The following is a 25974-nucleotide window of genomic DNA, read 5'->3' on the forward strand; positions in this document are numbered from 1 at the left end:
CCGTTCGCAGGGCGTTTTTTATTTCTGCGTCACACTCCGTTCGACCTCCACCTTGCCCGTGTTCCGCACCGCTTCGCGTGTCGGCGCGACGCAGCGTTACTGATACAATTTCCCGATGACCTATCAAGTTCTCGCACGGAAGTGGCGTCCGAAGGATTTCGCTTCGCTCGTCGGCCAGGAGCACGTCGTCAGGGCGCTCACGCACGCGCTCGACGGCGGGCGTCTCCATCACGCCTATCTGTTTACCGGAACCCGCGGTGTCGGCAAGACGACGCTGTCGCGGATCTTCGCGAAGGCGCTCAACTGTGAAACCGGCGTCACGTCGCAGCCGTGCGGCGTGTGTCGCGCGTGTCGCGAGATCGACGAGGGCCGTTTCGTCGATTACGTCGAGATGGACGCGGCGAGCAACCGCGGCGTCGACGAAATGGCCGCGCTGCTCGAGCGCGCGGTGTACGCGCCCGTCGACGCGCGCTTCAAGGTCTACATGATCGACGAAGTGCACATGCTGACGAATCACGCGTTCAACGCGATGCTGAAGACGCTGGAAGAGCCGCCGCCGCACGTCAAGTTCATCCTCGCGACGACCGATCCGCAGAAAATCCCCGTCACCGTGCTGTCGCGCTGTCTGCAGTTCAACCTGAAGCAGATGCCGGCCGGGCACATCGTGTCGCATCTCGAGCGGATCCTCGGCGAAGAACGGATCACGTTCGAGCCGCAGGCGCTGCGCCTGCTCGCGCGGGCCGCGCAGGGCAGCATGCGCGACGCGCTGTCGCTGACCGACCAGGCGATCGCCTATTCGGCGAACGAGGTGACCGAGTCGGCGGTGTCGGGCATGCTCGGCGCGCTCGACCAGACCTACATGGTGCGCCTGCTCGACGCGCTCGCCGCCGGCAACGGCCCGGAAATCCTCGCGATTGCCGACGAGATGTCGCTGCGCAGCCTGTCGTTCTCGACCGCGCTGCAGGATCTCGCGAGCCTGCTGCACCGGATCGCGTGGGCGCAGTTCGCGCCGGGCTCGGTGCTCGACGAATGGCCGGAAGCGGCCGACCTGCGCCGGTTTGCTGAGACGCTGAGCCCCGAGCAGGTGCAGTTGTTCTATCAGATCGCGACGGTCGGGCGCGCCGAACTCGGCCTGGCGCCGGACGAATACGCCGGTTTCACGATGACGCTGCTGCGGATGCTCGCGTTCGAGCCGGCCGTCGGCGCCGGCAGCGCACCGGGCGGTCAGCCGTCCGTGCCGCCGCGTGCGGTGCCGGCCCCGCGTGCTACGGCGGCACCGGCCGCCGCCGCGGCGAAGCCGGTATCGGCCGCGCCGGCAAGCGCAGCGCGCCCGCCAGCCGCGACGCCGGCTGCGCCGGTCGCCCGTTCGGCGCCGGTGCAATCGAGCGATGAAGCCGAACGGCCGGCCGCCAAGCCGGCTGCCGTTCAGTCACCGGCAGAAGCAGCGCCGGAACCGGTCGCGGCTGACGTGCAAGCTGTCGAGCCTCCTCAGCCGGAAACGAAGGCAGCGCCCGCCGGCGACACGCCGCCTCCCGCGCGCAAGGAACCCGAGCCGCCCGCCGTTGCCGTCGTGCAGCGAAACGACGAACCGGCTCCGCAGGCGGAACCGGCGCCGCGCGTCGCATCGCCCGAGCTGGCCGCCGCACGGCCGGCGGCGCGCGCGGGCGGTGCCGCCGCCGCACTCGACGTGCTGCGCAATGCGGGGATGCGCGTGTCGTCGGACCGCGGACGCGCAGGCGCTGCCGCCAAGCCGGCTGCGGCCCAGCCGGCTGCTGAAAAGCCGGTCGCGCCGCGTCCGGCCGTCCAGGTGCCGACGCCGCGTGCTGCCGCCCGTGCGCCGCAAGCAGCCGATTCGCGCCAGCCGTCGCCGCCGTGGGAAGACATCCCGCCCGACGACTACGTGCCGCTCAGCGCCGACGAAATGTTCGGCGGGTCCGACGACGGCTTCGTGCCGGTGTTCGACAGCGGTCCCGACGACGTGCGCGTGACGCCGAAGCCGGCGGACGCGCGTCCGGCCGCGCCGATCGACACGCGCCCGCTGCCGCCCGCGATCGCGCTCGATCCGATCGGTTTCGACGGCGAATGGCCGGCGCTGGCCGCGCGGTTGCCGCTGAAGGGTGTCGCGTACCAGCTCGCGTTCAACAGCGAGCTGACGGCCGTCGATGCAACCGCATTGAAATTGTCCGTGCCGGTGCCGCAGTATGCGGACGCCGCACAGGTGGCGAAGCTGAAGGCCGCACTGGCCGATGCGCTCGGCAAGCCGGTCGAGGTGACCGTCGAGGTCGGGCCCGCGCGGCGCACTGCGGCGGCGCTCGATGCGGCCGCGCGCGCGGCGCGCCAGCGCGAAGCCGAACAGGAGATTCACGGCGATCCGTTCGTCCAGCAGCTCGTGCGCGAGTTCGGTGCACGCATCGTCGAAGGGTCGGTGCGCCCGCTCGCCGATTCGGCGCCGGACGGCGCGCCGCCGACGCTGCATTGAACTGAGCGCCCCGCGACAGGCACAATCACGCCCCGCACACATTGGCCGGCACGCGCCGCGTGCCGGTTTTCACACGATCAAGAAGGAGTATTCCCATGTTGAAAGGCAACCTCGCCGGACTGATGAAGCAAGCGCAGCAAATGCAGGAAAACATGAAGAAGATGCAGGAGCAGCTTGCGCTCATCGAAGTCGAAGGGCAGTCGGGCGCCGGCCTCGTCAAGGTGACGATGACGTGCCGCAACGAAGTGCGCCGCGTGTCGATCGACCCGAGCCTGCTCGCGGACGACAAGGACATGCTCGAGGATCTCGTCGCCGCTGCGTTCAACGACGCGGTGCGCAAGGCCGAAGCCACGTCGCAGGAAAAGATGAGCGGCATGACCTCGGGCCTGCCGCTGCCCCCGGGCTTCAAGCTGCCGTTCTGAGCGCGGCGTCCTTGCCACTGTTTGCCGCCGTATGAAACAGCCGTCCGCCCTGTCCGCCCTCGTCGAAGCGTTGCGCGTGCTGCCCGGCGTCGGGCCGAAATCCGCGCAGCGCATGGCGGTTCACCTGATGCAGCACGACCGCGAGGGCGCGGAGCGGCTCGGCCGGTCGCTGCTGTTCGCGACCGAGCACCTGCAGCACTGTGAGAAGTGCAACACGTTCACCGAAGCGCAGATCTGCGAGGTCTGCAGCGACGAGGAGCGTGATCCGACGCTGCTGTGCGTCGTCGAGACGCCTGCCGACCAGATCATGCTCGAGCAGACGATGACCTACCGCGGGTTGTATTTCGTGCTGATGGGGCGATTGAGCCCGCTCGACGGGATCGGCCCGAAGGAAATTCATTTCGACCGCCTCGTGCGGCGCGCGTCTGACGGCGTCGTCAAGGAAGTCGTGCTCGCGACCAACTTCACGAACGAAGGCGAAGCCACCGCCCACTACCTCGGCCAGACGCTCAAGGCGCGCGGGCTGGCGGTCACGCGCCTCGCGCGCGGCGTGCCGGTGGGCGGCGAGCTCGAGTACGTCGACGCGGGCACCATCGCCCGCGCGATGCTCGACCGCCGCACGATGTAAGCCGGGCGCCGCCTGCGGGCGGCGCCGTTCCTCATGCCAGGGAGACACATGAGCACCAGCCAGGGCCCGCTCGCGGGCGTCAAAGTGCTCGAATTCGGAACGCTGATCGCGGGGCCGTTCGCGTCGCGGCTGTTCGCCGAATTCGGCGCGGAAGTGATCAAGATCGAGGATCCGAACGGCGGTGACCCGCTGCGCAAGTGGCGCAAGCTCCATCCGGAGCAGGGCGGCACGTCGCTGTGGTGGTCCGTGCAGGCGCGCAACAAGAAATCGGTCACGCTGAACCTGAAGGCCGACGCCGGCAAGGCGATCGCGCGGCAGCTCGCAAGCGAGGCCGACATCGTGATCGAGAACTTCCGCCCGGGCCTGCTCGAAAAGCTCGGGCTCGGCTACGACGTGCTGTCGGCCGACAATCCGGGCCTCGTGATGGTGCGCCTGTCCGGCTACGGGCAGACGGGCCCGTACCGCGACCGGCCCGGCTTCGGCGCGATCGCCGAATCGATGGGCGGGCTGCGCCACATCACCGGCTATCCGGATCTGCCGCCGCCGCGCATCGGCATCTCGATCGGCGACTCGATCGCCGCGCTGCACGGCGTGATCGGCGCGCTGATGGCGCTCCATCACCGCAAGGTCAACGGCGGCGCGGGGCAGGTGGTCGACGTTGCACTGTATGAAGCCGTCTTCAACATGATGGAAAGCGTGGTGCCCGAGTACGGCGTGTACGGGATGGTGCGCGAGCGCACCGGCGCGTCGCTGCCGGGTATCGTGCCGTCGAATACGTATGCATGCCGCGACGGCAGCATCGTGATCGGCGGCAACAGCGATCCGATCTTCAAGCGGCTGATGAAGGCGATCGAGCGCGACGACCTCGCCGACGATCCCGCGCTCGCGCAAAACGACGGGCGCGTGCCGCGCACGCAGGAAATCGACGACGCGATCGCCGCGTGGCTCGCGCCGCGCACGATCGAAGAGGCGCTCGCCGTGCTGAATGCGGCCGACGTGCCGGCCGGGCGCATCTACAGCGCCGCCGACATGTTTACCGATCCGCAATTCGTCGCGCGCCAGATGATCCAGCGTTTCAAGCTGGCCGACGGCACCGACATTCCGCTGCCGAACATCACGCCGAAGCTGTCGGACACGCCGGGCGAAACGCGCTGGCTCGGGCCCGAGCTCGGCGAGCACACCGACGAGGTGCTGCGCGGCCTCGGCTACGACGCGCAGGCGATTGCCGCGCTGCGCGAGGCGGGCGCGATCTGAGTGCCCCGCGGCCTGGCGCCTTGCGCCGGGCCGCCCGACGGACGCCTTTTCCGACGAGTCGTTCGTCGGGGCGAAAAACCCCGGCGACCCGGTGTTTTCCCCGGCGCATGGAATGCCGCCGCACGATGCGGCGGCGCATCGTGCGCCCATGCGTATACCCACCCGTCCGCGCCGCCGGACTGTCGCTCTCGCGCCATCTTTCCTCGGTTACAATCGCCGGATGCGAATCCTACTCAGCAACGACGACGGCTATCTCGCCCCCGGTCTCGCCGCGCTCAGCGAAGCGCTGCAGCCGCTGGCCGAGCTCACGGTGATCGCGCCCGAGCAGAACTGCAGCGGCGCGTCGAACTCCCTCACGTTGTCGCGGCCGCTGTCGGTGCAGCGCGCAGCGGGTACGGGTTTCTTCTACGTGAACGGCACGCCGACCGATTCGGTGCACGTCGCGCTGACGGGGATGGCCGATGAGAGGCCCGACATCGTCGTATCCGGCATCAACAACGGCCAGAACATGGGCGAAGACACGCTCTATTCGGGGACAGTTGCAGCCGCCACCGAGGGCATCATGTTCGGTGTGCCGGCGATTGCGTTCTCGCTGGTCGACAAGGGCTGGGCCCAGCTGCCGGACGCCGCGCGCGTCGCCGCGGAAATCGTCGCGCATTACCTCGCGCACCCGCTGCCGGGCAACCCGCTGCTGAACGTCAATATTCCGAACCTGCCGTACGACGAGCTGAAGGGCTGGAAGGTTACGCGCCTCGGCAAGCGTCATCCGTCGCAGCCGGTGATCCGCCAGACCGACCCGCGCGGCGAGCCGATCTACTGGATCGGTGCCGCGGGCGACGCGCTGGACGCCAGCGAGGGCACCGATTTTCACGCCGTCGCAAACGGTTTCGTGTCGATCACGCCGCTGCAGCTCGATCTCACGCATACGCAGATGCTGCCCGCGACGCGCGAATGGGTGCGCGCCGGAGGGCGGGCTTCATGAGCGGCGAGCGCGCGAAGCGGTTCCCGCTCGCGCTCGAAGATCTCAAGCGAGCGCCACGCAAGTCGGACGGTCGGGCCGGTGAACGCCAGGCGGCGGGCGCGGTGCCGAAGGCCGCCGACAAACCCGCAGCCGTGCTGAAACCGGTTGCGGTGAAGCCGGCCGCCGTGCGGGCGCCGCTGCCGGGTATCGGCGCCGCGAAACCGGCGACCGCACCGAAGCCGACCGTGCTCAAGCCAGCGCTGCCGAAGCCGGCTGCGCCCACGATCGCGCCGGCCGGCGCGTTCGCCCTCACGTCGGAACGTGTGCGCGAGCGGATGGTCGAACGCCTGCGCGCGAACGGCGTGACCGATACGCGCGTGCTGGACGCGATGGCCGCGGTGCCGCGCCACCTGTTCGTGGATCCGGGGCTCGCGACGCAGGCCTACGAGGATTCGGCGCTGCCGATCGGCCATCAGCAAACCATTTCAAAGCCGTCGGTCGTCGCGCGCATGATCGAGCTCGCGATGGCCGGCCGCACACTCGAGCGCGTGCTCGAGATCGGCACGGGCTGCGGCTATCAAGCCGCCGTGCTGAGCCACGTGGCACGCGACGTGTATTCGATTGAACGCATCAAGCCGCTGTATGAGCGCGCGAAGCTGAACCTGCGGCCGCTGCGCGTGCCGAACATCCGTCTGCACTATGGCGACGGGCGTGTCGGCCTGCCGTCCGCGGCCCCGTTCGACGCGATCGTGATCGCGGCGGCGGGGCTCGACGTGCCGCAGGCGCTGCTCGAGCAGCTCGCGATCGGCGGGCGGCTCGTCGCGCCGGTCGGCGCGCAGAGCGGGCAGCACCAGGTGCTCACGCTCGTCGAGCGCGTCGCGCACGCGCAATGGCGAGAGTCCCGGCTTGATCGCGTTTTCTTTGTCCCTTTAAAATCCGGAGTGATTTGAAACCGATGAGTATGTTGCGCGCGATGCAAAACAACCGATCCCGGGAACCGCTCACGCTCGCCCAGCGCGCGATCTGTGTGGCTGCGTTCTCCACGCTACTGGCCGCCTGTGCGACGCGGCTCGACAACGCGCCCGTCGTCGACCGCTCCGGGTCGCTCGGCACGACCGCCACCGCGCAGCCCGCGGTGCCGCTCGGCCCGCCGCCGCCTGGCTTCTATCGTGTGAAGCCGGGCGACACGCTGTACCGGATTGCGCTCGAGAACGGGCAGAACTATCGCGACATCGCGTCGTGGAACAACCTGGCGAACCCGAACCAGATCGAAGTCGACCAGCTGCTGCGCGTGGCGCCGCCGGGCGGCGCCGCGGTCGCGGGTGCGCCGGCCGCCGCGCCGATCGTCGGTGGCGCGGTCGCGACGGCACCGCTGAGCAGCGGTCCGGCCGCGCCGGCTGCCGGCACGTCGTCGGCGCTGGCCGCCACGCCGCCGGCTGCGGCAACCGGGTCGAGCGATACGGCCGCGGCGCCGAGCGGCCCCGTGACGTTCGCGTGGCCCGCGCGCGGCCCCGTGCTGAACGGGTTCGACGACGCGAAGAACAAGGGTGTCAATATCGGCGGGACGGCCGGCGAGGCCGTGAAGGCGGCGGCGGACGGCCGCGTCGTTTACTCCGGCAACGGTCTGCGTGGTTACGGCAACCTCATTATCATCAAGCACGATGCAACTTACCTCACGGCGTATGCACACAATCGCGCTTTGATGGTAAAAGAGGGGGACGCGGTAACGAAGGGGCAGAAGATCGCCGAGATGGGTAACAGCGATGCCGACCGCGTGATGCTGCATTTCGAGGTTCGCCGGCAGGGTAAGCCTGTCGATCCGCTGAAGTATTTGCCGCCTCAATAACCGAGACGACCATGCCGAAATCGAAGCGCCACGAGCCGCAAGCCGAGTCTGAGAAGATCAGTCGTGCCACGCAAGCATCGGTGGGGCGAGTGGGTGCTTCGACGGACGACGAAGACGACGTCGCGGAAAACGAACGTGATCTCGAGGCACGCGACGCCGAGGCCGAAGGTGGCGACGACGAGCGCGAAGGCCGTCAGGAAGCCGCGCCCGACGTCGACGATTTCCGCACGCTGCTGCAGGCCGAACTCACGGCCGACACGATCCAGCATTACCTGAACCGCATCAGCGTGAAGCCGCTGCTGACCGTCGAGGAAGAGCAGCGCTATTCGCGTCTTGCGAAGGCCGGCGAATTCGAGGCGCGGCAGGTGATGATCGAGCGCAACCTGCGTCTCGTCGTCAGTATCGCGAAGGGGTACCTGAACCGCGGCGTGCCGCTGCTCGACCTGATCGAGGAAGGCAACCTCGGCCTGATGCACGCGATCGAGAAATTCGACCCGACGCGCGGTTTTCGCTTCTCGACCTACGCGACGTGGTGGATCCGGCAGAGCATCGAGCGGGCGATCATGAACCAGGCCCGCACGGTGCGCCTGCCCGTGCACGTGATCCGCGAACTGAACCAGGTGCTGCGCGCGAAGCGCCACCTCGAAAAGAATTCGATGTCGACGGGCGAGGCGGCCGAACGCCGTGAAGCCAGCATCGACGACATCGCCTATCTCACCGGCAAGACCGCCGAGGAAGTCACCGATATCCTCGCGCTCAACGAACACACGGCGTCGCTCGACGCGCCGCTCGACCTCGATCCCGCGAGCAGCCTGCTCGACCTGCTGCCCGACGACCAGAGCCAGTCGCCCGACGCCGAGGTGCAGCACCGCGAGCTCGAAACGCTGACGCGCGCGTGGCTGTCGCGGCTGTCCGACAAGCACCGGCACGTGATCGAGCGCCGCTTCGGCCTGAACCACATCGAACCGGCGACGCTCGAGGAGCTCGCCGACGAGATGGGGCTCACGCGCGAGCGCGTGCGGCAGATCCAGCAGGAAGCGCTGGTGCGCCTCAAGCGGTTCTTTGCCTCCAACGGCGTGCGCAAGGACGCCGTTCTGTAACTGATGACTCCGATTCTCGTTTTTGACATCGAGACGATTCCCGATGTCGACGGCATTCGCCGTCTGGAAGACCTGCCCGCGACGCTCGACGATGCCGCGGTGGCCGAGCATGCATTCGCCGCACGCCGCGAGAAGACCGGCAGTGATTTCCTGCCGCATCACCTGCAGCGGATCGCGGCGATTTCGTGCGTGTTCCGCGACAACAACGGTTTTCGCGTGCGCTCGCTCGGCACGCCGCAGGACAACGAAGCCACGCTGATCCAGTCGTTCTACCGTGTAATCGAGAAATACACGCCGCAGCTCGTGTCGTGGAACGGCGGTGGCTTCGATCTGCCGGTGCTCCATTACCGCGCGCTCGTGCACGGCATTCCCGCCACCCGCTACTGGGATCTCGGCGAGGACGACCGCGAGTTCAAGTGGAACAACTACATCTCGCGCTATCACTCGCGGCATACCGACCTGATGGACGTGCTCGCGATGTATCAGGCGCGCGCCAATGCGCCGCTCGACGCGCTCGCGAAGCTGTGCGGCTTTCCGGGCAAGCTCGGGATGGACGGCAGCCAGGTATGGCCGGCGTTCCAGGACGGGCGAATCGAGGAAATCCGCAACTACTGCGAAACCGACGTCGTCAATACCTACCTGCTGTATTGCCGGTTCCAGTTGATGCGCGGCGGCCTGACGCCGAGCGAGTACGCGGACGAGATCCTGCTCGTGAAGAACGCGCTTGCGCTGGAACCGGCGCCACACTGGGTCGAATACCTGGCCGGCTTCGACGCGTAGCGCGGACAGGCCGCGCCGCGGCCGGCCCGATCAGCCGAGGTCGAGCAGCACCGGCTGGTGATCGGACGCGCGCACGTAATCGTCGATCTCGCAGCGGGTGACGCGCGGCAACAGCGTGTCGGTCACGAACACGAAATCGCACGCGAGCGGCCCGTCCGACCATTGCACCGTATCGTAGACGCCGGCCGTCGGCGGCGGCGTGCGGCCGGGGTGCCGCGCAACCCACGCGTCGATGAAATCCGGCGCGTCGGCAAGCGGCGCCAGGAAGCGCCGGTATGCGTCGCTGCCGAATGCACTGTTGAAATCGCCGCAGACGATCGCATCGCGTGGCTGTCCGGTCGCGCTGAACGGCCCCTCGGCGGTTTCGGCGCGGGCCGGATGGGTCGCGTGCGCACAGGCCTCGCGATGCCGGTCGCGCAGCGCGTCGACCTGCGCGAGCCGCTGGCGCGCCGAGTAATACTCCAGATGCGTGGTGACCACGCGCAACGGCCCGAACGGCGCCTGCAACTCGATGTCGAGCGCGACGCGCGGCATCGACGGCGCGCCGGCGTCGGCCGGCCACGGCAGCGACTGGCGCAGCACGCGCCCGACCGGCAGCCTTGTCGCGATGGCGTTGCCGAACTGGCGGCGCGGTGCGCCCGGCCGGATGGCCGGCAGGTCGGCGCCGATCGCGTCGACGACCGCATAGCCGGGCAGCAGCGCGGCGAGTTCGGCGAACTGGTCGGGGCCCGGCCGGCCGGGCAGTGCGTCGAAGCCGCGCGTGACTTCCTGCAGGCACAGCACGTCGAAATCGCCGAGCTCGCGAATGGCCGCGACGGTGCGGGGAAGATCGACGACGCCGTCCGCGTCCCGACCCCATTGGATGTTCCAGTCGATCAATCGCATGGTCGAATCTCCTGTCGGGCGAAATGTCGGGCCTTGGGCCTCGGGCGTTGCCCCGGCTGATTTGCGGCCGGGCATTGCCGCAGGCGCATCCCGCAGCCGCATTGCATGGCCGCCCGGTCGCGCCACGGGCTGTCCGTGCGCAAGTTCGACGCCTGCCTCATCCAAAGCGCGCGACGGAGGCTTTCGTCGTCTACAATCTCGCCTTCTTCAACGTTTGTCAGGAAAAGCTGGTGTCCGAAGCCGTCCCCACTTCTGCGCGCAAATCGAAAAATGCGCCCGTCGCGCCCGGGCCCGCCCCGGTTCTCGAGATCGAATCGCTCGACATGGAAGCGCGCGGTGTTGGCCGCACGGTGACCGAGGACGGCGGGCCGGGCAAGGTGATCTTCGTCGAAGGCGCGCTGCCGGGCGAGCGCGTGACTTATTCGAGCTACCGCCGCAAGCCGAGCTACGAGCAGGCGACGGTCGTCGACATTCTGCGCCCGAGCGTATTGCGCACGCAGCCGAAGTGCAAATTCTTCGGCACCTGCGGCGGCTGCTCGATGCAGCATCTCGACATGCGCGCGCAGGTGGCGGTCAAGCAACGCGTGCTCGAAGACAACCTGTGGCATCTGGCGAAGCTGCGCGCGGAAACGATGTTTGCGCCGATCCACGGCCCGTCGTGGGGCTACCGCTACCGGGCGCGCCTGACCGTGCGCAACGTCGCGAAGAAGGGCGGCGTGCTGGTCGGGTTCCACGAGAAGAAGAGCAGCTACGTCGCCGACATGACGAGCTGCGAAGTGCTGCCGCCGCACGTGTCGGCGATGCTCGTGCCGCTGCGCCGGCTCGTCGAGGGACTGTCGATTCGTGACCGGATGCCGCAGATCGAACTCGCGGTCGGCTCGACCGTCACCGCGCTCGTGCTGCGCGTGCTGGAGCCGATCAATGCGGACGACGAAGCGCTGTTGCGCGCGTTCGCGGACGAGCACAACGTGCAGTTCTGGTTGCAGCCGAAGGGGCCGGACACGGTGACGCCGTTCTATCCGCTCGACGTGTCGCTCGACTACACGCTGCCGGAATTCGGCATCCGCATGCCGTTCAAGCCGACCGACTTCACGCAGGTCAATCACCAGATCAACCGCGTGCTGGTGGGCCGCGCGCTGCGCCTGCTCGCGCCGTCGCGCGACGATCGCGTGCTCGACCTGTTCTGCGGGATCGGCAACTTCACGCTGCCGCTCGCGCGGCTGTCGCGCGAAGTGATGGGCATCGAGGGCAGCGACACGCTGACCACGCGCGCGCTGGCGAACGCACGCGAGAACGGGGTCGACGGCCATACGACGTTCGCGTGCCGGAACCTGTTCGAAGTGACCGGCGACGACCTCCGCGCGCTCGGCGCATTCGACAAGTTCCTGATCGACCCGCCGCGCGAAGGCGCGCTCGCGGTGTCGAAGGCGCTGGCCGAGATCGCGCAGAGCGGCGAAGGTCCGCTGCCGAAGCGCATCGTGTACGTGTCGTGCAACCCGTCGACGCTCGCGCGCGATGCAGGCCTGCTCGTGCACGAGGCCGGCTACCGGCTGAAGGGCGCCGGTGTCGTGAACATGTTCCCGAATACGTCGCACGTCGAATCGATCGCGCTGTTCGAGCGCGATTGAGCCGGGCGGCGGACGTAAAAAAACCGGCCCGCGGGCCGGTTTTTTCGTGGTGCGCAGCGAACGTCAGTTGCGGTTGCCGCCGAAGATGCCGAGCAGCGCGAGCAGGTTCGTGAACACGTTGTACAGGTCGAGGTAGATCGCGAGCGTGGCCGAGATGTAGTTCGTCTCGCCGCCGTTCACGACGCGCTGGACGTCGAACAGCATGTACGCCGAGAAAATCGCGATCGCGAGCACCGATACGGTGAGCATCAGCGCCGGCAGTTGCAGGAAGATGTTCGCGACCGACGCGAGCAGGATCACGATCACGCCCATGAACAGCCACTTGCCGAGCCCGGAGAAGTCGCGCTTGCTGACGGTGGCGATCGTCGCCATCGCGGCGAAGATGATGCCGGTGCCACCGAACGCGAGCATGATCAGCGACGGGCCGTTCGAGAAGCCGAGGATGAAGCTCAGCAGCCGCGACAGCATCAGGCCCATGAAGAACGTGAAGCCCAGCAGCACGAACACGCCGGCCGCGCTGTTTTTCGTCCGCTCGATCGCGAACATGAAGCCGAACGCGATCGCGAAGAACGCGAGCAGGCTCATCATCGGGCTCGTGGCCGCGAACAGCGAGAAGCCCGTCGCGACGCCGACCCAGGCGCCCAGCACGGTCGGCACCATCGACAGCGCGAGCAGCCAGTACGTGTTCCGCAGCACGCGGTTGCGAACCTCGGCGGTGCTGACGGAACCGCCGCGGCCGAAATTGTACGGATAGTCGTTCATGGTTTCTCCTAACATTGAACGCGTGGGCGTCCGGGGCCGGTTCGGCGCGCGCGATGTGCGGCGCAGCAAACCGGGGCAGCTATGGCTAAGATACGTTCCGTGCCGGGAGGTTTCAATGGCCCGGCGGCACAAAACATATGGATTCTGAACCTTTCATTCGTGTAAGGGTTCAATCGCAATGATACACGGGATCGTGCTACAATAGCGGATTCATTTGAACCTGTAACTTCTTAATTTTTTGGAGTTTTTATGGCAATCGAGCGCACCCTGTCGATCATCAAGCCGGATGCGGTGGCAAAGAACGTGATCGGCCAGATCTACAGCCGTTTCGAAGGCGCCGGCCTGAAGATCGTCGCATCGCGCATGGCACACCTGTCGCGTGCTGACGCAGAGAAGTTCTATGCAGTTCACGCAGCGCGTCCGTTCTTCAAGGACCTCGTCGACTTCATGATCTCGGGCCCGGTGATGATCCAGGTTCTGGAAGGTGAAGGCGCGATCCTGAAGAACCGCGACCTGATGGGCGCAACGGATCCGAAGAAGGCGGAAAAGGGCACGATCCGCGCCGACTTCGCCGACAGCATCGACGCGAACGCCGTCCACGGCTCGGACGCTGCGGAAACGGCAGCGGTCGAAATCGCGTTCTTCTTCCCGGAAATGAACGTTTACTCGCGTTAAGCCCTGGCTGACAGCAAGTAGGCAGGATTCAGCGCACGCGGCAAGGCAGCACATCATGACGAGCGAAACTTCCGTCAATCTTCTCGACTTCGATGCCGAGGGTCTTGTCGCGTACTGCGGCAGCCTGGGCGAGAAGCCGTTCCGCGCCAAGCAATTGCAGCGCTGGATCCACCAGTACAACGCCGGCGATTTCGACGGCATGACCGATCTCGCGAAGTCCCTGAGGGAAAAACTCAAGGGCCGCGCGTCGATCGTGATGCCGGAGATCGCCAGCGATCACGTTTCCACCGACGGCACGCGCAAGTGGCTGATCGACGTCGGAAACGGCAATGCGGTCGAAACCGTGTTCATCCCGGAAGAGACGCGCGGCACGCTGTGCGTGTCGTCGCAGGCCGGGTGCGCGGTGAACTGCCGCTTCTGTTCGACGGGCAAGCAGGGTTTCTCCCGCAACCTGTCGACAGCCGAAATCATCGGCCAGCTCCGGATGGCCGAATTTGCATTGCGCGCGTCGCTGGGCCGCGCGCCCGGCCCGAACGGCAAGGCCGAACGGGTCGTCACCAACGTGGTGATGATGGGCATGGGCGAGCCGCTCCTGAATTACAGCGCGGTCGTCCCCGCGATGCGACTGATGCTCGACGACAACGCGTACGGCCTGTCGCGCCGCCGCGTCACGCTGTCGACGTCCGGCGTGGTGCCGATGATGGACCGCCTCGGCGCCGAGTTGCCGGTCGCGCTGGCCGTTTCGCTGCATGCGCCGAACGATGCGCTGCGCGACGAGCTGGTGCCGCTCAACAAGAAGTATCCGCTTCGCGAGCTGATGGCCGCGTGTCAGCGTTATCTGAAGGTCGCGCCGCGCGACTTCATCACTTTCGAATACTGCATGCTCGACGGCGTCAACGACACCGAAGCGCATGCGCGCGAACTGCTGGCCGTCACGCGCGACGTGCCGTGCAAGTTCAACCTGATCCCGTTCAATCCGTTTCCGGAATCGGGCCTCATCCGCTCGAAGCCGGAGCAGATCAAGCGCTTCGCGCAGGTTCTCATCGACGCGGGTGTCGTCACGACCGTGCGCAAGACGCGCGGCGACGACATCGACGCCGCGTGCGGGCAGCTGGCCGGCGCGGTGAAGGATCGCACGCGCCTCGCGGAACGAACGGGCGCAGCAGGAAAAATCATCGAAGTTCGGGCAGTTTGACGGGGGCACCTGGCCGGGGTGCCCGAACCCTTTGGCGGTGCAACACGCGAATAGCGATCGGTCGCGGCGCCTCGGCGCCGCGCAGGGTATGAACAGTTGCGGGTGCCGGCCGGCGGGAGTCGGCGGCGGCCGCCAGTGAAGAAGAATCGACGCGAGGACAAGGATGAGTGAGCCGCAGCCGTCTAACGGCGCAGAGACGAATGCCGCGAAGCCGGCACCGGCGGGACTGGAATCGCTGGCGGCGGTCGGCAGCCGGCTGGCGCAGCTTCGGGAGACGAAGGGCTGGTCGGTCGACGACGTGTCGGCGCGACTCAAGGTCGCACCGCAAAAGCTCCGGGCGCTCGAGGCCGGCGACATCAGCCATTTGCCCGGCGTGACGTTCGCGCTCGGGGTCGTGCGCAGCTATGCGAAGATGCTCGGCGTCGATCCGGAACCGTTCGCGCAGGCGCTGCGCCGCGAGCGCGGGGTGCCGGAAGTCGACCTGTCGATGCCGGCGTCGTCGGGCACGGATCTGCCGCGCGGCCGCGTGTCGATTCCGCTCGGCGGCTCGTCGCGTCACCATCCGTGGCTGTGGGGAACGGGGATCGTCATCGTCGCGGTGGTCGCCGTACTGATGTGGCACACTGGCGGCGATTCGTCGAGCCTGCTTGCACGCTTCAAGGGCGGCGACGCCGAGCATGCGTCGGCCGCGAGCGCGGCGACGGCATCGTCGGCTGCTGAAGAAGCGGCCACGAACGCCGCGTCGGGCGCGGTGGCGAATGCGGTTCCGGCCCCGGCTGCTGCATCGGCTGCCCCGGCGCAGGCGATCGCGTCGGCTGTTCCGGCGCCCGCGGCGCCGGTCGCGACGGCCGCTGCGTCGCAGCCCGTGGCGGCCACGGCGGCGGCAAGCACGGCCGCGCCGGCCCAGCCGGCCAGCGTCGTGGTGGCGGCCGGTCAGTCGATGGTCGAACTGAAGGTCAAGCAGGATTGCTGGTTCAGCGTGCGCGACAAGAACGGCAAGGAGCTGTTCTCGGCGCTGGTGCGCGCCGGCGAAACGAAGCAGGTAGCCGGTGACGGGCCGTTCAAGGTCACGATCGGCAACAAGGCCGGCCTCGACGCGGTTGCGTTCGACGGAAAACCGGTCGATCCGGCAAAATATTCGGCAGCGCGGGGTAACGTGGCGCGGTTCACGTTGCCCTGACGTCAAGCGCCGTGGCGAAGGCCTGTCGTCGATCTCGGCAGGCCGTGAGGGCACGGCGCTTTTTCAATTCATGCGCCGCGTCGCGGCGCATTCCGCGTAAATGGATCTATCGATGCAATCCGAAGCTCAATCCCCACGCAGCAGTCAGATTTGTTCAACCGAGCCGGTGTTCGGCGGGCATCAGCCGCGCCGCGTATCGCATGCGGTGGATGTCCGCTGGGGCGGGCAACTCGTGACGATCGGCGGCGACGCGCCGGTGCGCGTGCAGTCGATGACGAATACCGACACGGCCGACGCGATCGGCACGGCGATCCAGATCAAGGAACTCGCGAATGCGGGCTCCGAACTGGTGCGCATCACGGTCAACACGCCCGAAGCCGCGGCCGCCGTGCCGGCGATTCGCGAGCAGCTCGACCGGATGGGCGTGACCGTGCCGCTCGTCGGCGATTTCCACTACAACGGCCACCTGCTGCTGCGCGACTACCCGGGCTGCGCGGAATCGCTGTCGAAGTACCGGATCAACCCCGGCAACGTCGGTCAGGGCGCGAAGCGCGACACGCAGTTCGCGCAGATGATCGAGGCCGCGGCGAAGTACGACAAGCCGGTGCGGATCGGCGTGAACTGGGGCAGTCTCGACCAGGACCTGCTCGCGCGCATGATGGACGAGAACGGCGCGCGGGCGCAGCCGTGGGACGCGCAGAGCGTGATGTACGAGGCGCTGATCCAGTCGGCGATCGGCTCGGCCGAACGCGCGGTGGAGCTCGGCCTGGGTCGCGACCGCATCGTGCTGTCGTGCAAGGTCAGCGGCGTGCAGGACCTGATCGCCGTGTACCGCGAACTCGGCCGCCGCTGCGGCTTCGCGCTGCACCTCGGACTGACCGAGGCCGGCATGGGTTCGAAGGGCATCGTCGCGTCGACGGCCGCGCTCGGCGTGCTGCTGCAGGAAGGGATCGGCGACACGATCCGCATCTCGCTGACGCCGGAACCGGGCGCGTCGCGCACGGGCGAAGTGATCGTCGGCCAGGAAATCCTCCAGACGATGGGCCTGCGCTCGTTCGCGCCGATGGTGATCGCGTGCCCGGGCTGCGGCCGTACGACGAGCACGCTGTTCCAGGAACTCGCGATGCAGATCCAGACCTACCTGCGCGAGCAGATGCCGGTCTGGCGCAAGGAATATCCGGGCGTCGAGAAGATGAACGTCGCGGTGATGGGCTGCATCGTCAACGGCCCGGGCGAATCGAAGCACGCGAACATCGGCATCAGCCTGCCGGGTTCGGGCGAGAACCCGGCCGCACCCGTCTTCATCGACGGCGAGAAGGTCAAGACGCTGCGCGGCGAGCGGATCGCCGAGGAATTCCAGCAGATCGTCAGCGACTACGTCGCACGCAATTACGGCCGCACCGAGGCCCTGAACTAATTCGTCCACACACACGAACGATGACTGAACAGAAACGCAAGATCGAGAAGCTCACCGGCGTCAAGGGCATGAACGACATCCTTCCGCAGGATGCCGGCCTGTGGGAATTCTTCGAAGCTACCGTGAAATCGCTGCTGCGCGCGTACGGCTACCAGAACATCCGCACGCCGATCGTCGAACATACGCAGCTCTTCACGCGCGGCATCGGCGAAGTCACCGACATCGTCGAGAAGGAGATGTACAGCTTCACCGACGCGCTGAACGGCGAGAACCTGACGATGCGCCCGGAAAACACCGCGGCCGTCGTGCGTGCGTCGATCGAGCACAACATGCTGTACGACGGCCCGAAGCGCCTGTGGTACATCGGCCCGATGTTCCGTCACGAGCGTCCGCAGCGCGGCCGCTATCGGCAGTTCCACCAGGTCGGCGTCGAGGCGCTCGGCTTCGCGGGTCCCGATGCGGATGCCGAGATCATCATGATGTGCCAGCGCCTGTGGGATGACCTCGGCCTGACCGGCATCAAGCTCGAGATCAACTCGCTCGGCCTCGCCGAAGAGCGCGCCGCGCACCGCGTCGAACTGATCAAGTACCTCGAGCAGTTCGCCGACGTGCTCGACGAGGACGCGAAGCGTCGCCTGTATACGAACCCGCTGCGCGTGCTCGACACGAAGAATCCGGCACTGCAGGACATCGCGCAGAATGCACCGAAGCTGATCGACTTCCTCGGCGACGAATCGCGCGCGCACTTCGAAGGGCTGCAGCGCCTGCTGCTCGCGAACAACATTCCGTTCAAGATCAACCCGCGTCTCGTGCGCGGGCTCGATTACTACAACCTGACCGTGTTCGAGTGGGTGACCGACAAGCTTGGCGCGCAGGGCACGGTCGCGGCCGGCGGCCGCTACGATCCGCTGATCGAGCAGCTCGGCGGCAAGCCGACCGCCGCGTGCGGCTGGGCGATGGGCATCGAGCGCATCCTCGAGCTGCTGAAGGAAGAGGATCTCGCGCCCGAGCAGGAAGGCGTCGACGTGTACGTCGTGCACCAGGGCGAAACCGCGCGCGAACAGGCGTTCATCGCGGCCGAGCGTCTGCGCGACACGGGCCTCGACGTGATCTTCCACTGCAGCGCCGACGGCGCGCCGGCGAGCTTCAAGTCGCAGATGAAGCGGGCCGACGCAAGCGGCGCCGCGTTCGCGGTGATCTTCGGCGAAGAAGAGGTCGCGAACGGCACGGTGGGCGTGAAAGCGTTGCGCGGCGCGGGTGCGGAAGGGGAAAAGAACGTTCAGCAGACCGTACCGGTCGAAAGCTTGACCGAATTCCTAATCAATGCGATGGTTGCATCCGCCGAAGACGGCGACGACTGATCGCGCTGGCATCCGCTCGACAAGAAAAGCCTGAACAGGAAGGAATCGCTCGCCGATGAGTTATCACGACGAACAAGAATCGATTGAAAGTCTGAAGGCGTGGTGGGCCCGCTGGGGCAACCTCACCACGTGGATCGTGCTCGCGGCGCTCGTCGTCGCGGCCGGTTTCAACGGCTGGAACTACTGGCAGCGCCGTCAGGCTGCCGAGGCGTCCGGGCTGTACGAGCAGGTCCAGAAGGCTGCCGCCGCGAACGACAAGGCAACGATGGCCCGCGCGGCTGCCGACATGGAAGACAAGTTCGGCAGTACGCCGTATGCGCAGATGACGGCGCTCGCGGCCGCGAAGACGCTGTATGCGGCCGGCGACGCGGCCGGCGCGAAGGCACAGCTGCAATGGGCCGTCGATCACGCCAAGGACGACGAGTACAAGCAGATCGCGAAGCTGCGTCTCGCGTCGCTGCTGCTCGACGAGAAGGCGTACGACGCGGGCCTCGCGCTGCTGTCGGGTACACCGGTCGATGCATTCAAGGGCCTCGTGGCCGATCGGCGCGGCGATCTGCTTGCCGCGCAAGGCAAGACCGACGACGCGCGCGCCGCTTACAAGCTCGCGCTCGACGGCCTGTCGAAGGACGACCAGTCCGCGCGCCAGCTCGTGCAGTTCAAGCTGGACGCGCTCGGCGGCTGAATTCCGGTCCCCTCAACCTCTTAACTCTGCTTCGCTAACCGATGAATTTGCTGAAACGTTACGCTGTGCCCGTTGCCTGCGCGGCGGCTGTCCTCGCTTTGGCGGCTTGCTCGTCGTCGAAGGACGCGCGCCGCGTGCCGACGCCGCTCACCGAGTTCAAGCCCGTCATGGACGTGCAACAGGTCTGGAAGGCGAGCGTCGGCAAGGGCGGGCGCTACCTGTTCTCGCCGGTGGCCGTGGGCGACGCCGTCTATGCGGCGGGCGAAAACGGTTCGGTCGAGAAGATCGACGCGAAGACGGGCCAGACGCTGTGGCGCTCGAAGGTCGGTTCGGACCTGTCGGCCGGGGTCGGCAGCGACGGCAACCTGACCGCGGTCGGTGCGTTGAAGGGCGGCGTGTTCGTGCTGGGCCCGGACGGCAAGCAGCTGTGGAAGACCAGCGTGCAGGGCGAGATCTTCTCGCCGCCGCTCGTCGGCAACGGCCTCGTGGTCGTCCGCACGATCGACGGCCAGGTGATCGCGTTCAACGCGCAGACGGGCGAGCAGAAGTGGAACTACCGCAATCGTGCGGTGCCGCTGAACCTGCGCGTGTCGGCGGGCATGACGTTTGCGGGCGACGCGGCCGTGCTCGCGGGCTTCCCGGGCGGTGGTCTCGTCGCGATCAACCTGCAGACGGGCGAGCCGTTCTGGCAGACCCCGGTGTCGTTCCCGAAGGGCGTGACCGAGGTCGAGCGCATCAACGACGTCAGCGGTCCGCCGACGCTCGTGGGCGCGGAAACCTGCGCAGTGACGTTCCAGGGTCAGCTCGGTTGCTTCGATGCGAACTCGGGCCGGCCACTGTGGGAAAAGCCGTTCTCGAGCCGCAGCGGCCTCGCGCAGGACGATTCGGTGGTCGCCGGCGGCGACGACTGGTCGGTCGTCACCGCGTACGACGCGGCCACGGGCAACCAGCTCTGGCGCAACGACAAGCTGAAGAGCCGTGACGTCGGCGTGCCGTACCTGCTCGGGCACGCGGTCGTGATGGGCGATTACAAGGGCTTCGTGCACTTCCTGTCGCGCGAGGATGGCAGCTTCATCGCGCGGATGAAGACCGACGGCAGCGCGATCACGGCGGCGCCGGTGCTCGCGGGCAATACGCTCGTCGTGCAGACGAAGGACGGTGGCCTGTACGGATTCCGTCCGCGCTGACGCGCACGAAACAGGCGTGGCCGTGGCGCGGCGGGCAGGTCCCGCGCGCCGCGGCCGCGCGACTTGAAGGCGGCCGGCGTTCCCGGCCGCTCGGTATTTGAAAGGCAGTTCGAGACGAAAGACGACGGCGCGCAACGCGCGCCGGGCGCGCGCATCCGGCGCGGCGCGAATTCGTGATATTTTCATTCAGCGCAGCCGCCCGCAGCAGCGGGCCTCCCGCTGCTGCGCTTCACCGTAGAAAACACAGATGAAACCGGTCATTGCCCTCGTTGGGCGCCCCAATGTGGGGAAATCCACGCTGTTCAACCGGCTCACGCGCTCGCGCGATGCGCTGGTCGCCGACTTGCCGGGCCTGACGCGCGATCGCCATTACGGCGAAGGGCGCGTCGGCGAACGGCCTTACCTGGTCGTCGATACGGGCGGCTTCGAACCCGTCGCGAAGGACGGCATCCTGCACGAAATGGCGCGCCAGACGCGGCAGGCCGTCGAGGAGGCCGACGTCGTCGTGTTCATCGTCGACGGCCGTAACGGACTCGCGCCGCAGGACAAGTCGATCGCCGACTACCTGCGCAAGACCGGCCGGCCGATCTTCCTGGTCGTCAACAAGGCCGAGGGGATGAAGTACACGGCGGTCGCGACCGACTTCTACGAGCTCGGGCTCGGCGATCCGCGCGCGATCTCGGCCGCGCATGGCGACGGCGTGACCGACATGATCAACGAGGCGCTCGAAGTCGCGTACGCCGGCCAGCCCGAGGAAGCGGAGGAGGATGATCCGTCGCGCGGCATCAAGATCGCGATCGTCGGCCGTCCGAACGTCGGCAAGTCGACGCTCGTCAACGCGCTGATCGGCGAAGACCGTGTGATCGCGTTCGACATGCCGGGCACGACGCGCGATTCGATCTACGTCGACTTCGAGCGTAACGGCAAGAAATACACGCTGATCGACACGGCCGGCCTGCGGCGCCGCGGCAAGGTGTTCGAGGCGATCGAGAAGTTCTCGGTCGTGAAGACGCTGCAGTCGATCTCCGACGCGAACGTCGTCATTCTTCTGTTGGATGCGCAGCAGGACATTTCCGACCAGGACGCGCACATCGCCGGCTTCGTCGTCGAGCAGGGCCGCGCGCTCGTGATCGGCGTGAACAAGTGGGACGGCCTCGACGACCACGCGCGCGACCGCGCGAAAGCGGATTTGACCCGCAAGCTGAAATTCCTCGACTTCGCGAAATCGCATTTCATTTCGGCCGCGAAGAAGACGGGTATCGGCGCGCTGATGCGCTCGGTCGACGATGCCTACGCGGCGGCGATGTCGAAGCTGCCGACACCGAAGCTCACGCGCGCGCTGATCGAGGCGGTCGAATTCCAGCAGCCGCGCCGTCGCGGCCCGGTGCGTCCGAAGCTGCGCTACGCACACCAGGGCGGCCAGAATCCGCCGATCATCGTGATCCACGGCAACGCGCTCGACGCGGTGACGGAAACCTACAAGCGCTACCTCGAAAACCGGTTCCGCGAAACTTTCTCGCTGACCGGGACTCCATTGCGCATAGAGTTCCGTTCGTCGAACAACCCGTACGCGGACAAGGGCTGAAGCACGTCCCGCAAGGGCTAGGCCGCATGGCCTACGCCCGGGCGGGGCAGGCAAAATCAGCTATAGTGTAGCGATTGGCGCCGGATCTCTTTTTCTTCGCCGCCAATCCAGATCAACCTGCAAAAAAAGATGGAGTACGCCATGAGCAACAAAGGGCAATTGTTACAAGACCCGTTTTTGAACGCACTGCGCAAAGAGCACGTTCCCGTTTCGATTTACCTCGTCAACGGCATCAAGCTTCAAGGGAACATTGAATCGTTCGACCAGTACGTCGTGTTGCTCCGTAATACGGTGACCCAGATGGTTTACAAGCACGCCATCTCGACGGTCGTGCCGGCGCGCCCGGTGAATTTCCACCCGGACGCGGAAGCCTCGTCCTAACCTATCGCAGCGGCCGGCATCCGGTCGCCGCGAGCGACCGATGCCAGCCGCCTTATCTTGACACCCGATAATTTGATCAACGCAGCGCTCGTCGGCATCGATTTCGGCAAGACCGATTTCGAAGCCAGTCTCGAAGAACTCAGTCTTCTCGCCTCCAGTGCGGGAGCCCGTCCCGCCGTCACCCTCACGGGTCGACGCGCCAGTCCCGATGCCAAGATGTTCATCGGCAGCGGCAAAGCCGAAGAATTGCGGCTCGCCTGCGATGCGCACAACGTCGAAATCGTCATCTTCAACCACGCCTTGGCGCCCGCCCAGCAACGCAATCTGGAGCAGGCACTTAACAGGCGCGTGGTCGATCGCACGAGCCTCATCCTCGACATCTTCGCGCAGCGTGCCCGCAGCCACGAAGGCAAGCTGCAGGTCGAGCTCGCGCAGCTTCAATACCTGTCGACCCGGCTGATTCGCGCGTGGACCCACCTGGAGCGGCAAAAGGGCGGTATCGGCCTGCGCGGCCCGGGTGAAACCCAGCTCGAAACCGACCGCCGGCTGATCGGCGAACGCATCAAGATGCTGAAGTCGCGGCTCGACCGGCTGCGTCGCCAGCACAGCACGCAGCGCCGGCAGCGCGCGCGCAGCGGCACGATGTCGGTGTCGCTCGTCGGCTATACGAACGCGGGCAAGTCGACGCTGTTCAATGCGCTGACGAAAGCGCAGGCCTACGCGGCCGACCAGCTGTTCGCGACGCTCGATACGACGTCGCGGCGCGTGTACCTCGGCGACGAGGTCGGGCAGATCGTCGTGTCCGATACGGTCGGGTTCATCCGCGAGCTGCCTCACCAGCTCGTCGCGGCGTTTCGCGCGACCCTCGAGGAAACGATCCATGCGGATCTGCTGCTGCATGTGGTCGATGCGTCGAGCGCGGTCCGGCTCGAGCAGATCGAGCAGGTCAACGGCGTGCTGCACGAGATCGGCGCGGACACGATCCGGCAGGTGCTGGTCTTCAACAAGATCGACGCCGTGCCCGAGCTGGCGGCCCGCGGCGACGCGGTCGAGCGGGACGAGTATGGTAATATTTCGCGCGTCTTTTTGAGCGCGCGCACCGGTCAGGGTCTCGATACGTTGCGTGCCGCCATCGCCGAAATCGCCTCCGCGGAACACCTTTCCAGCGCGACGTTACCCGACGCGCTCGATGGCACGTCCGCTGAACCGCACGAAGACCACACGATTTCCGAACACGGGCGCTAACCGGTCCCGGCCGGTTCGCCGGCGTCTAATCTGGTGAACAAACTCTGGTGAACGAATACAACGAGCGGAGTACCTGGCGGCGGATGCGCGCCTTGCTGTCGATCAACGATCCCCGCTGGGGACGCGGCGAAGGCAATGGCAAGGACGGATCCCGCCCCCGCGCGAACGAATCGAAGCGTCCGCAAGGCGGCGACGGCGACGGTCCGCCCGATCTCGACGAGATGTGGCGCAACTTCAACCGGCGCCTGAGCGGCCTGTTCGGCGGCAAGGGCGGCAACGGCTTCCGTCCCGACAACGGACGGGCCGCACGGGTCGGCGTCGGCATCGTGATCGGCGTGCTGGTCGCGGTGTATGCGGGCAGCGGGCTGTTCGTCGTGCAGGAAGGCCAGACGGGCGTCGTGCTGCAGCTCGGCAAGCTGTCGGGCACGGTCGGCCAGGGCGTGCACTGGCGCGCGCCGTATCCGTTCGCATCGCACGAGATCGTCGACACGTCGCAGGTCCGTTCGATCGAGATCGGCCGCAACAACGTCGTGCGTCTCGCGAACGTGAAAGAAGCCGCGATGCTGACGCGCGATGCCGACATCGTCGACGTGCGCTTCATCGTCCAGTACCGGATTCGTTCCGCCACCGATTACCTGTTCCGCAGCGTCGATCCCGAGCGCAGCGTGTCGCAGGCCGCGCAGGCCGCGGTGCGCGCGATCGTCGGCACGCGCAGCGCGGCCGACATGCTGAACCAGGACCGCGATGCGCTGCGCGAGCAGCTGTCCACCGCGATCCAGCGCGATCTCGACCGCTACCAGTCGGGGCTCGAGGTCACGGCCGTCACGATGCAGAGCGTCGCGGCGCCCGACCAGACCCAGGCCGCGTACGCCGAAGTCGCGAAGGCGCGCGACGAGCGCGAGGCCGCGAAGCGCGCCGCGCAGGCGTATGCGAGCGACCTGCTGCCGAAGGCGCAGGGCGATGCGGCGAAGCTCGTCGACGAAGCGAAGGCGTATGCCGACCGCGTGGTCACCGAAGCCGAAGGCGACGCGGACCGCTTCAAGCAGGTCTACGCGCAGTACTCGAAGGCGCCGGCGGTCATCCGCGAGCGGATGTACCTCGAGACGATGCAGGAAATCTATTCGAATGCGACGAAGGTATTCGTCGGCAACAAGGGCGGCAACAGCGTCGTGTATCTGCCGCTCGACAAGCTCGTCGAGCAGGGGCGGCAAAACGCCGCGGCGTCGACCGGCGCATCCGCCGCCGATGCGGCGTCCGCACCGGCGGCAACCGTGCCGTCGGCAGCCGCTGCCGCGCCGGCGAGCGCCGCACCGGCCGCCACCGCGTCGGGCGTCGACGTGCTGCGATCGCGCGAAGCGTTTCGCAGCCGGTCGCGTGAAGACGATACGAAGTAACGGGGAGCGCAGAACATGAACCGAATCATTGCGCTCGTCGTCGCAATCGTGATCGTCGCCTTCGCGGCATCGTCGACGGTCCTCACCGTCGATCCGCGCCATGCGGCCGTGTTGTCGGGCCGCGACGGCACGCAGCCCGAGCTCGCGGGCCCCGGCGTCCACTTCAAGCTGCCGCCGCCGCTGCAGACGGCCACGCTGATCGACACGCGCCTGCAGTCGCTCGAGTCGTCCGATCCGCTGCAACTGGCAACCGAAGACAAGCACGACCTGCTCGTCGCGTATGCGGTGAAGTACCGGATCAGCGATCCGATGAAATATTTCACGGCGACGGGCGGCGACCCGGCGGCGGCGGCCGAACGGCTGTCCGGCGCGCTGAAGAGCGCGCTCGGCGACGCATTCGGCAAGCGGGCGCTCGACGATGCCCTCGGCGGTCAACGTGCGATCGCCGATGCGGCACGCGATGCGACGAAGGCGAATGCGACCGGTTTCGGCGTCGACGTGGTCGACGTCCAGCTGACGCGCGTCGACCTGCCGGCCGCGCAGACGGATGCCGTCTATCAACGGATGATCGGTGCGTTGCGTGACCAGGCGGCGCAAGTGCGCGCGCAAGGCGCGGCCGACGTCGAGCAGATCAAGGCCGACGCCGAACGCGAGCAGCAGGCCGTGCTCGCGAACGCGTACAAGTCCGCGCAGACGATCAAGGGCGAGGGCGATGCGAAGGCCGCGACGATCGCCGCAGACGCGTTCGGCCGCGATCCGCAGTTCTATCAGTTCTACGCGAGCCTGCAGGCCTACCGGAATACGTTCAAGCGCAACGACATCATCGTCGTCGATCCCGACAGCGAGTTCTTCCGCTTCATGCGCAGCCCGACGGGCGGCGCCGCACCGGCGGCGCCTGCTCCCCGCAAACATTGACCTTGGGGC

24 protein-coding genes are annotated in these 25974 nt (G+C 67.1%); 22 read left to right on the top strand and 2 right to left on the bottom strand.

What is annotated here, in order from left to right:
• Positions 1–115 precede the first annotated feature (115 nt).
• The 9 genes from H0X90_RS08140 to H0X90_RS08180 all read left to right on the top strand — a co-directional run bounded on the left by H0X90_RS08140 (position 116) and on the right by H0X90_RS08180 (position 9470).
• Complete coding sequence (locus H0X90_RS08140) at positions 116–2479, top strand: DNA polymerase III subunit gamma/tau (protein WP_077190646.1); 2364 nt, start codon at positions 116–118, stop codon at positions 2477–2479.
• 95 nt (positions 2480–2574) lie between these two features.
• Entirely contained in the window at positions 2575–2901 is a 327-nt protein-coding gene (locus tag H0X90_RS08145) for a YbaB/EbfC family nucleoid-associated protein (protein ID WP_006482124.1), read from the top strand.
• Positions 2902–2932: 31 nt separating this feature from the next.
• Positions 2933–3529, top strand: coding sequence for a recombination mediator RecR (gene recR / locus H0X90_RS08150; protein WP_006478665.1), 597 nt, complete (start codon positions 2933–2935; stop codon positions 3527–3529).
• Positions 3530–3577: 48 nt separating this feature from the next.
• Positions 3578–4783 (top strand): CaiB/BaiF CoA-transferase family protein, encoded by a 1206-nt coding sequence (locus tag H0X90_RS08155; protein WP_006482127.1) that lies wholly within the window; start codon positions 3578–3580, stop codon positions 4781–4783.
• A gap of 220 nt (positions 4784–5003) precedes the next feature.
• Positions 5004–5765 carry a 5'/3'-nucleotidase SurE gene (gene surE, locus H0X90_RS08160; protein ID WP_006482126.1) on the top strand — a complete coding sequence of 254 codons (762 nt, stop codon included), beginning with the start codon at positions 5004–5006 and terminating at the stop codon, positions 5763–5765.
• Positions 5762–6694 carry a protein-L-isoaspartate(D-aspartate) O-methyltransferase gene (locus H0X90_RS08165; protein ID WP_006482129.1) on the top strand — a complete coding sequence of 311 codons (933 nt, stop codon included), beginning with the start codon at positions 5762–5764 and terminating at the stop codon, positions 6692–6694. Before surE ends, H0X90_RS08165 begins: the two co-directional genes overlap by 4 nt.
• Before the next feature lie 5 nt (positions 6695–6699).
• Entirely contained in the window at positions 6700–7590 is an 891-nt protein-coding gene (locus H0X90_RS08170; RefSeq protein WP_034195698.1) for a peptidoglycan DD-metalloendopeptidase family protein, read from the top strand.
• An 11-nt stretch (positions 7591–7601) separates the two neighbouring features.
• Positions 7602–8690: an RNA polymerase sigma factor RpoS gene (rpoS, locus tag H0X90_RS08175; RefSeq protein ID WP_006484452.1), complete on the top strand. Its 1089-nt coding sequence runs from the start codon at positions 7602–7604 to the stop codon at positions 8688–8690.
• Between the two features lie 3 nt (positions 8691–8693).
• Positions 8694–9470 carry a 3'-5' exonuclease gene (locus H0X90_RS08180; RefSeq protein ID WP_006484453.1) on the top strand — a complete coding sequence of 259 codons (777 nt, stop codon included), beginning with the start codon at positions 8694–8696 and terminating at the stop codon, positions 9468–9470.
• Between the two features lie 30 nt (positions 9471–9500).
• On the opposite strand, the gene H0X90_RS08185 is transcribed toward H0X90_RS08180, so the two are convergent.
• Positions 9501–10355: an endonuclease/exonuclease/phosphatase family protein gene (locus H0X90_RS08185; protein ID WP_006496409.1), complete on the bottom strand. Its 855-nt coding sequence runs from the start codon at positions 10353–10355 to the stop codon at positions 9501–9503.
• A 323-nt stretch (positions 10356–10678) separates the two neighbouring features.
• Between H0X90_RS08185 and rlmD the strand changes: the two genes are divergently transcribed.
• A complete protein-coding gene (gene rlmD / locus H0X90_RS08190; protein ID WP_230877682.1) occupies positions 10679–11983 on the top strand; it encodes a 23S rRNA (uracil(1939)-C(5))-methyltransferase RlmD in 1305 nt (434 codons plus the stop codon).
• 63 nt (positions 11984–12046) lie between these two features.
• Here the strand turns inward: rlmD and H0X90_RS08195 are convergent, their stop codons facing one another.
• The gene (locus tag H0X90_RS08195; protein WP_006761414.1) at positions 12047–12745 is read right to left on the bottom strand and encodes a Bax inhibitor-1/YccA family protein; all 699 of its coding nucleotides are present in this window, start codon (positions 12743–12745) and stop codon (positions 12047–12049) included.
• A 249-nt stretch (positions 12746–12994) separates the two neighbouring features.
• On the opposite strand from H0X90_RS08195, the gene ndk reads away from it, so the two are divergent.
• From ndk to hflC, 12 genes are all read left to right on the top strand, one after another.
• Positions 12995–13420: a nucleoside-diphosphate kinase gene (gene ndk, locus H0X90_RS08200; protein WP_006478674.1), complete on the top strand. Its 426-nt coding sequence runs from the start codon at positions 12995–12997 to the stop codon at positions 13418–13420.
• 55 nt (positions 13421–13475) lie between these two features.
• Positions 13476–14615 carry a 23S rRNA (adenine(2503)-C(2))-methyltransferase RlmN gene (rlmN, locus tag H0X90_RS08205; RefSeq protein WP_006484457.1) on the top strand — a complete coding sequence of 380 codons (1140 nt, stop codon included), beginning with the start codon at positions 13476–13478 and terminating at the stop codon, positions 14613–14615.
• Positions 14616–14778: 163 nt separating this feature from the next.
• Entirely contained in the window at positions 14779–15795 is a 1017-nt protein-coding gene (locus tag H0X90_RS08210) for a helix-turn-helix domain-containing protein (protein WP_034201647.1), read from the top strand.
• Positions 15796–15907: 112 nt separating this feature from the next.
• Positions 15908–17212: a flavodoxin-dependent (E)-4-hydroxy-3-methylbut-2-enyl-diphosphate synthase gene (gene ispG, locus H0X90_RS08215; RefSeq protein WP_006483314.1), complete on the top strand. Its 1305-nt coding sequence runs from the start codon at positions 15908–15910 to the stop codon at positions 17210–17212.
• A gap of 20 nt (positions 17213–17232) precedes the next feature.
• The gene (gene hisS, locus H0X90_RS08220; protein ID WP_006483311.1) at positions 17233–18573 is read left to right on the top strand and encodes a histidine--tRNA ligase; all 1341 of its coding nucleotides are present in this window, start codon (positions 17233–17235) and stop codon (positions 18571–18573) included.
• 55 nt (positions 18574–18628) lie between these two features.
• Entirely contained in the window at positions 18629–19258 is a 630-nt protein-coding gene (locus H0X90_RS08225) for a tetratricopeptide repeat protein (protein WP_006478678.1), read from the top strand.
• Positions 19259–19299: 41 nt separating this feature from the next.
• Positions 19300–20445, top strand: coding sequence for an outer membrane protein assembly factor BamB (gene bamB / locus H0X90_RS08230; protein ID WP_006483316.1), 1146 nt, complete (start codon positions 19300–19302; stop codon positions 20443–20445).
• Positions 20446–20692: 247 nt separating this feature from the next.
• Positions 20693–22030 carry a ribosome biogenesis GTPase Der gene (gene der / locus H0X90_RS08235; protein ID WP_006493685.1) on the top strand — a complete coding sequence of 446 codons (1338 nt, stop codon included), beginning with the start codon at positions 20693–20695 and terminating at the stop codon, positions 22028–22030.
• 141 nt (positions 22031–22171) lie between these two features.
• Positions 22172–22411: an RNA chaperone Hfq gene (gene hfq / locus H0X90_RS08240; RefSeq protein WP_006399927.1), complete on the top strand. Its 240-nt coding sequence runs from the start codon at positions 22172–22174 to the stop codon at positions 22409–22411.
• A 72-nt stretch (positions 22412–22483) separates the two neighbouring features.
• Complete coding sequence (gene hflX, locus H0X90_RS08245) at positions 22484–23656, top strand: GTPase HflX (RefSeq protein WP_006483315.1); 1173 nt, start codon at positions 22484–22486, stop codon at positions 23654–23656.
• A gap of 47 nt (positions 23657–23703) precedes the next feature.
• The gene (hflK, locus tag H0X90_RS08250) at positions 23704–25050 is read left to right on the top strand and encodes an FtsH protease activity modulator HflK (protein WP_006493684.1); all 1347 of its coding nucleotides are present in this window, start codon (positions 23704–23706) and stop codon (positions 25048–25050) included.
• A gap of 15 nt (positions 25051–25065) precedes the next feature.
• Positions 25066–25965, top strand: coding sequence for a protease modulator HflC (gene hflC, locus H0X90_RS08255; protein ID WP_006485903.1), 900 nt, complete (start codon positions 25066–25068; stop codon positions 25963–25965).
• Positions 25966–25974: the final 9 nt, after the last annotated feature.

The organism is Burkholderia sp. 9775_39, from assembly GCF_015712225.1.
Classification (GTDB): domain Bacteria; phylum Pseudomonadota; class Gammaproteobacteria; order Burkholderiales; family Burkholderiaceae; genus Burkholderia; species Burkholderia cenocepacia.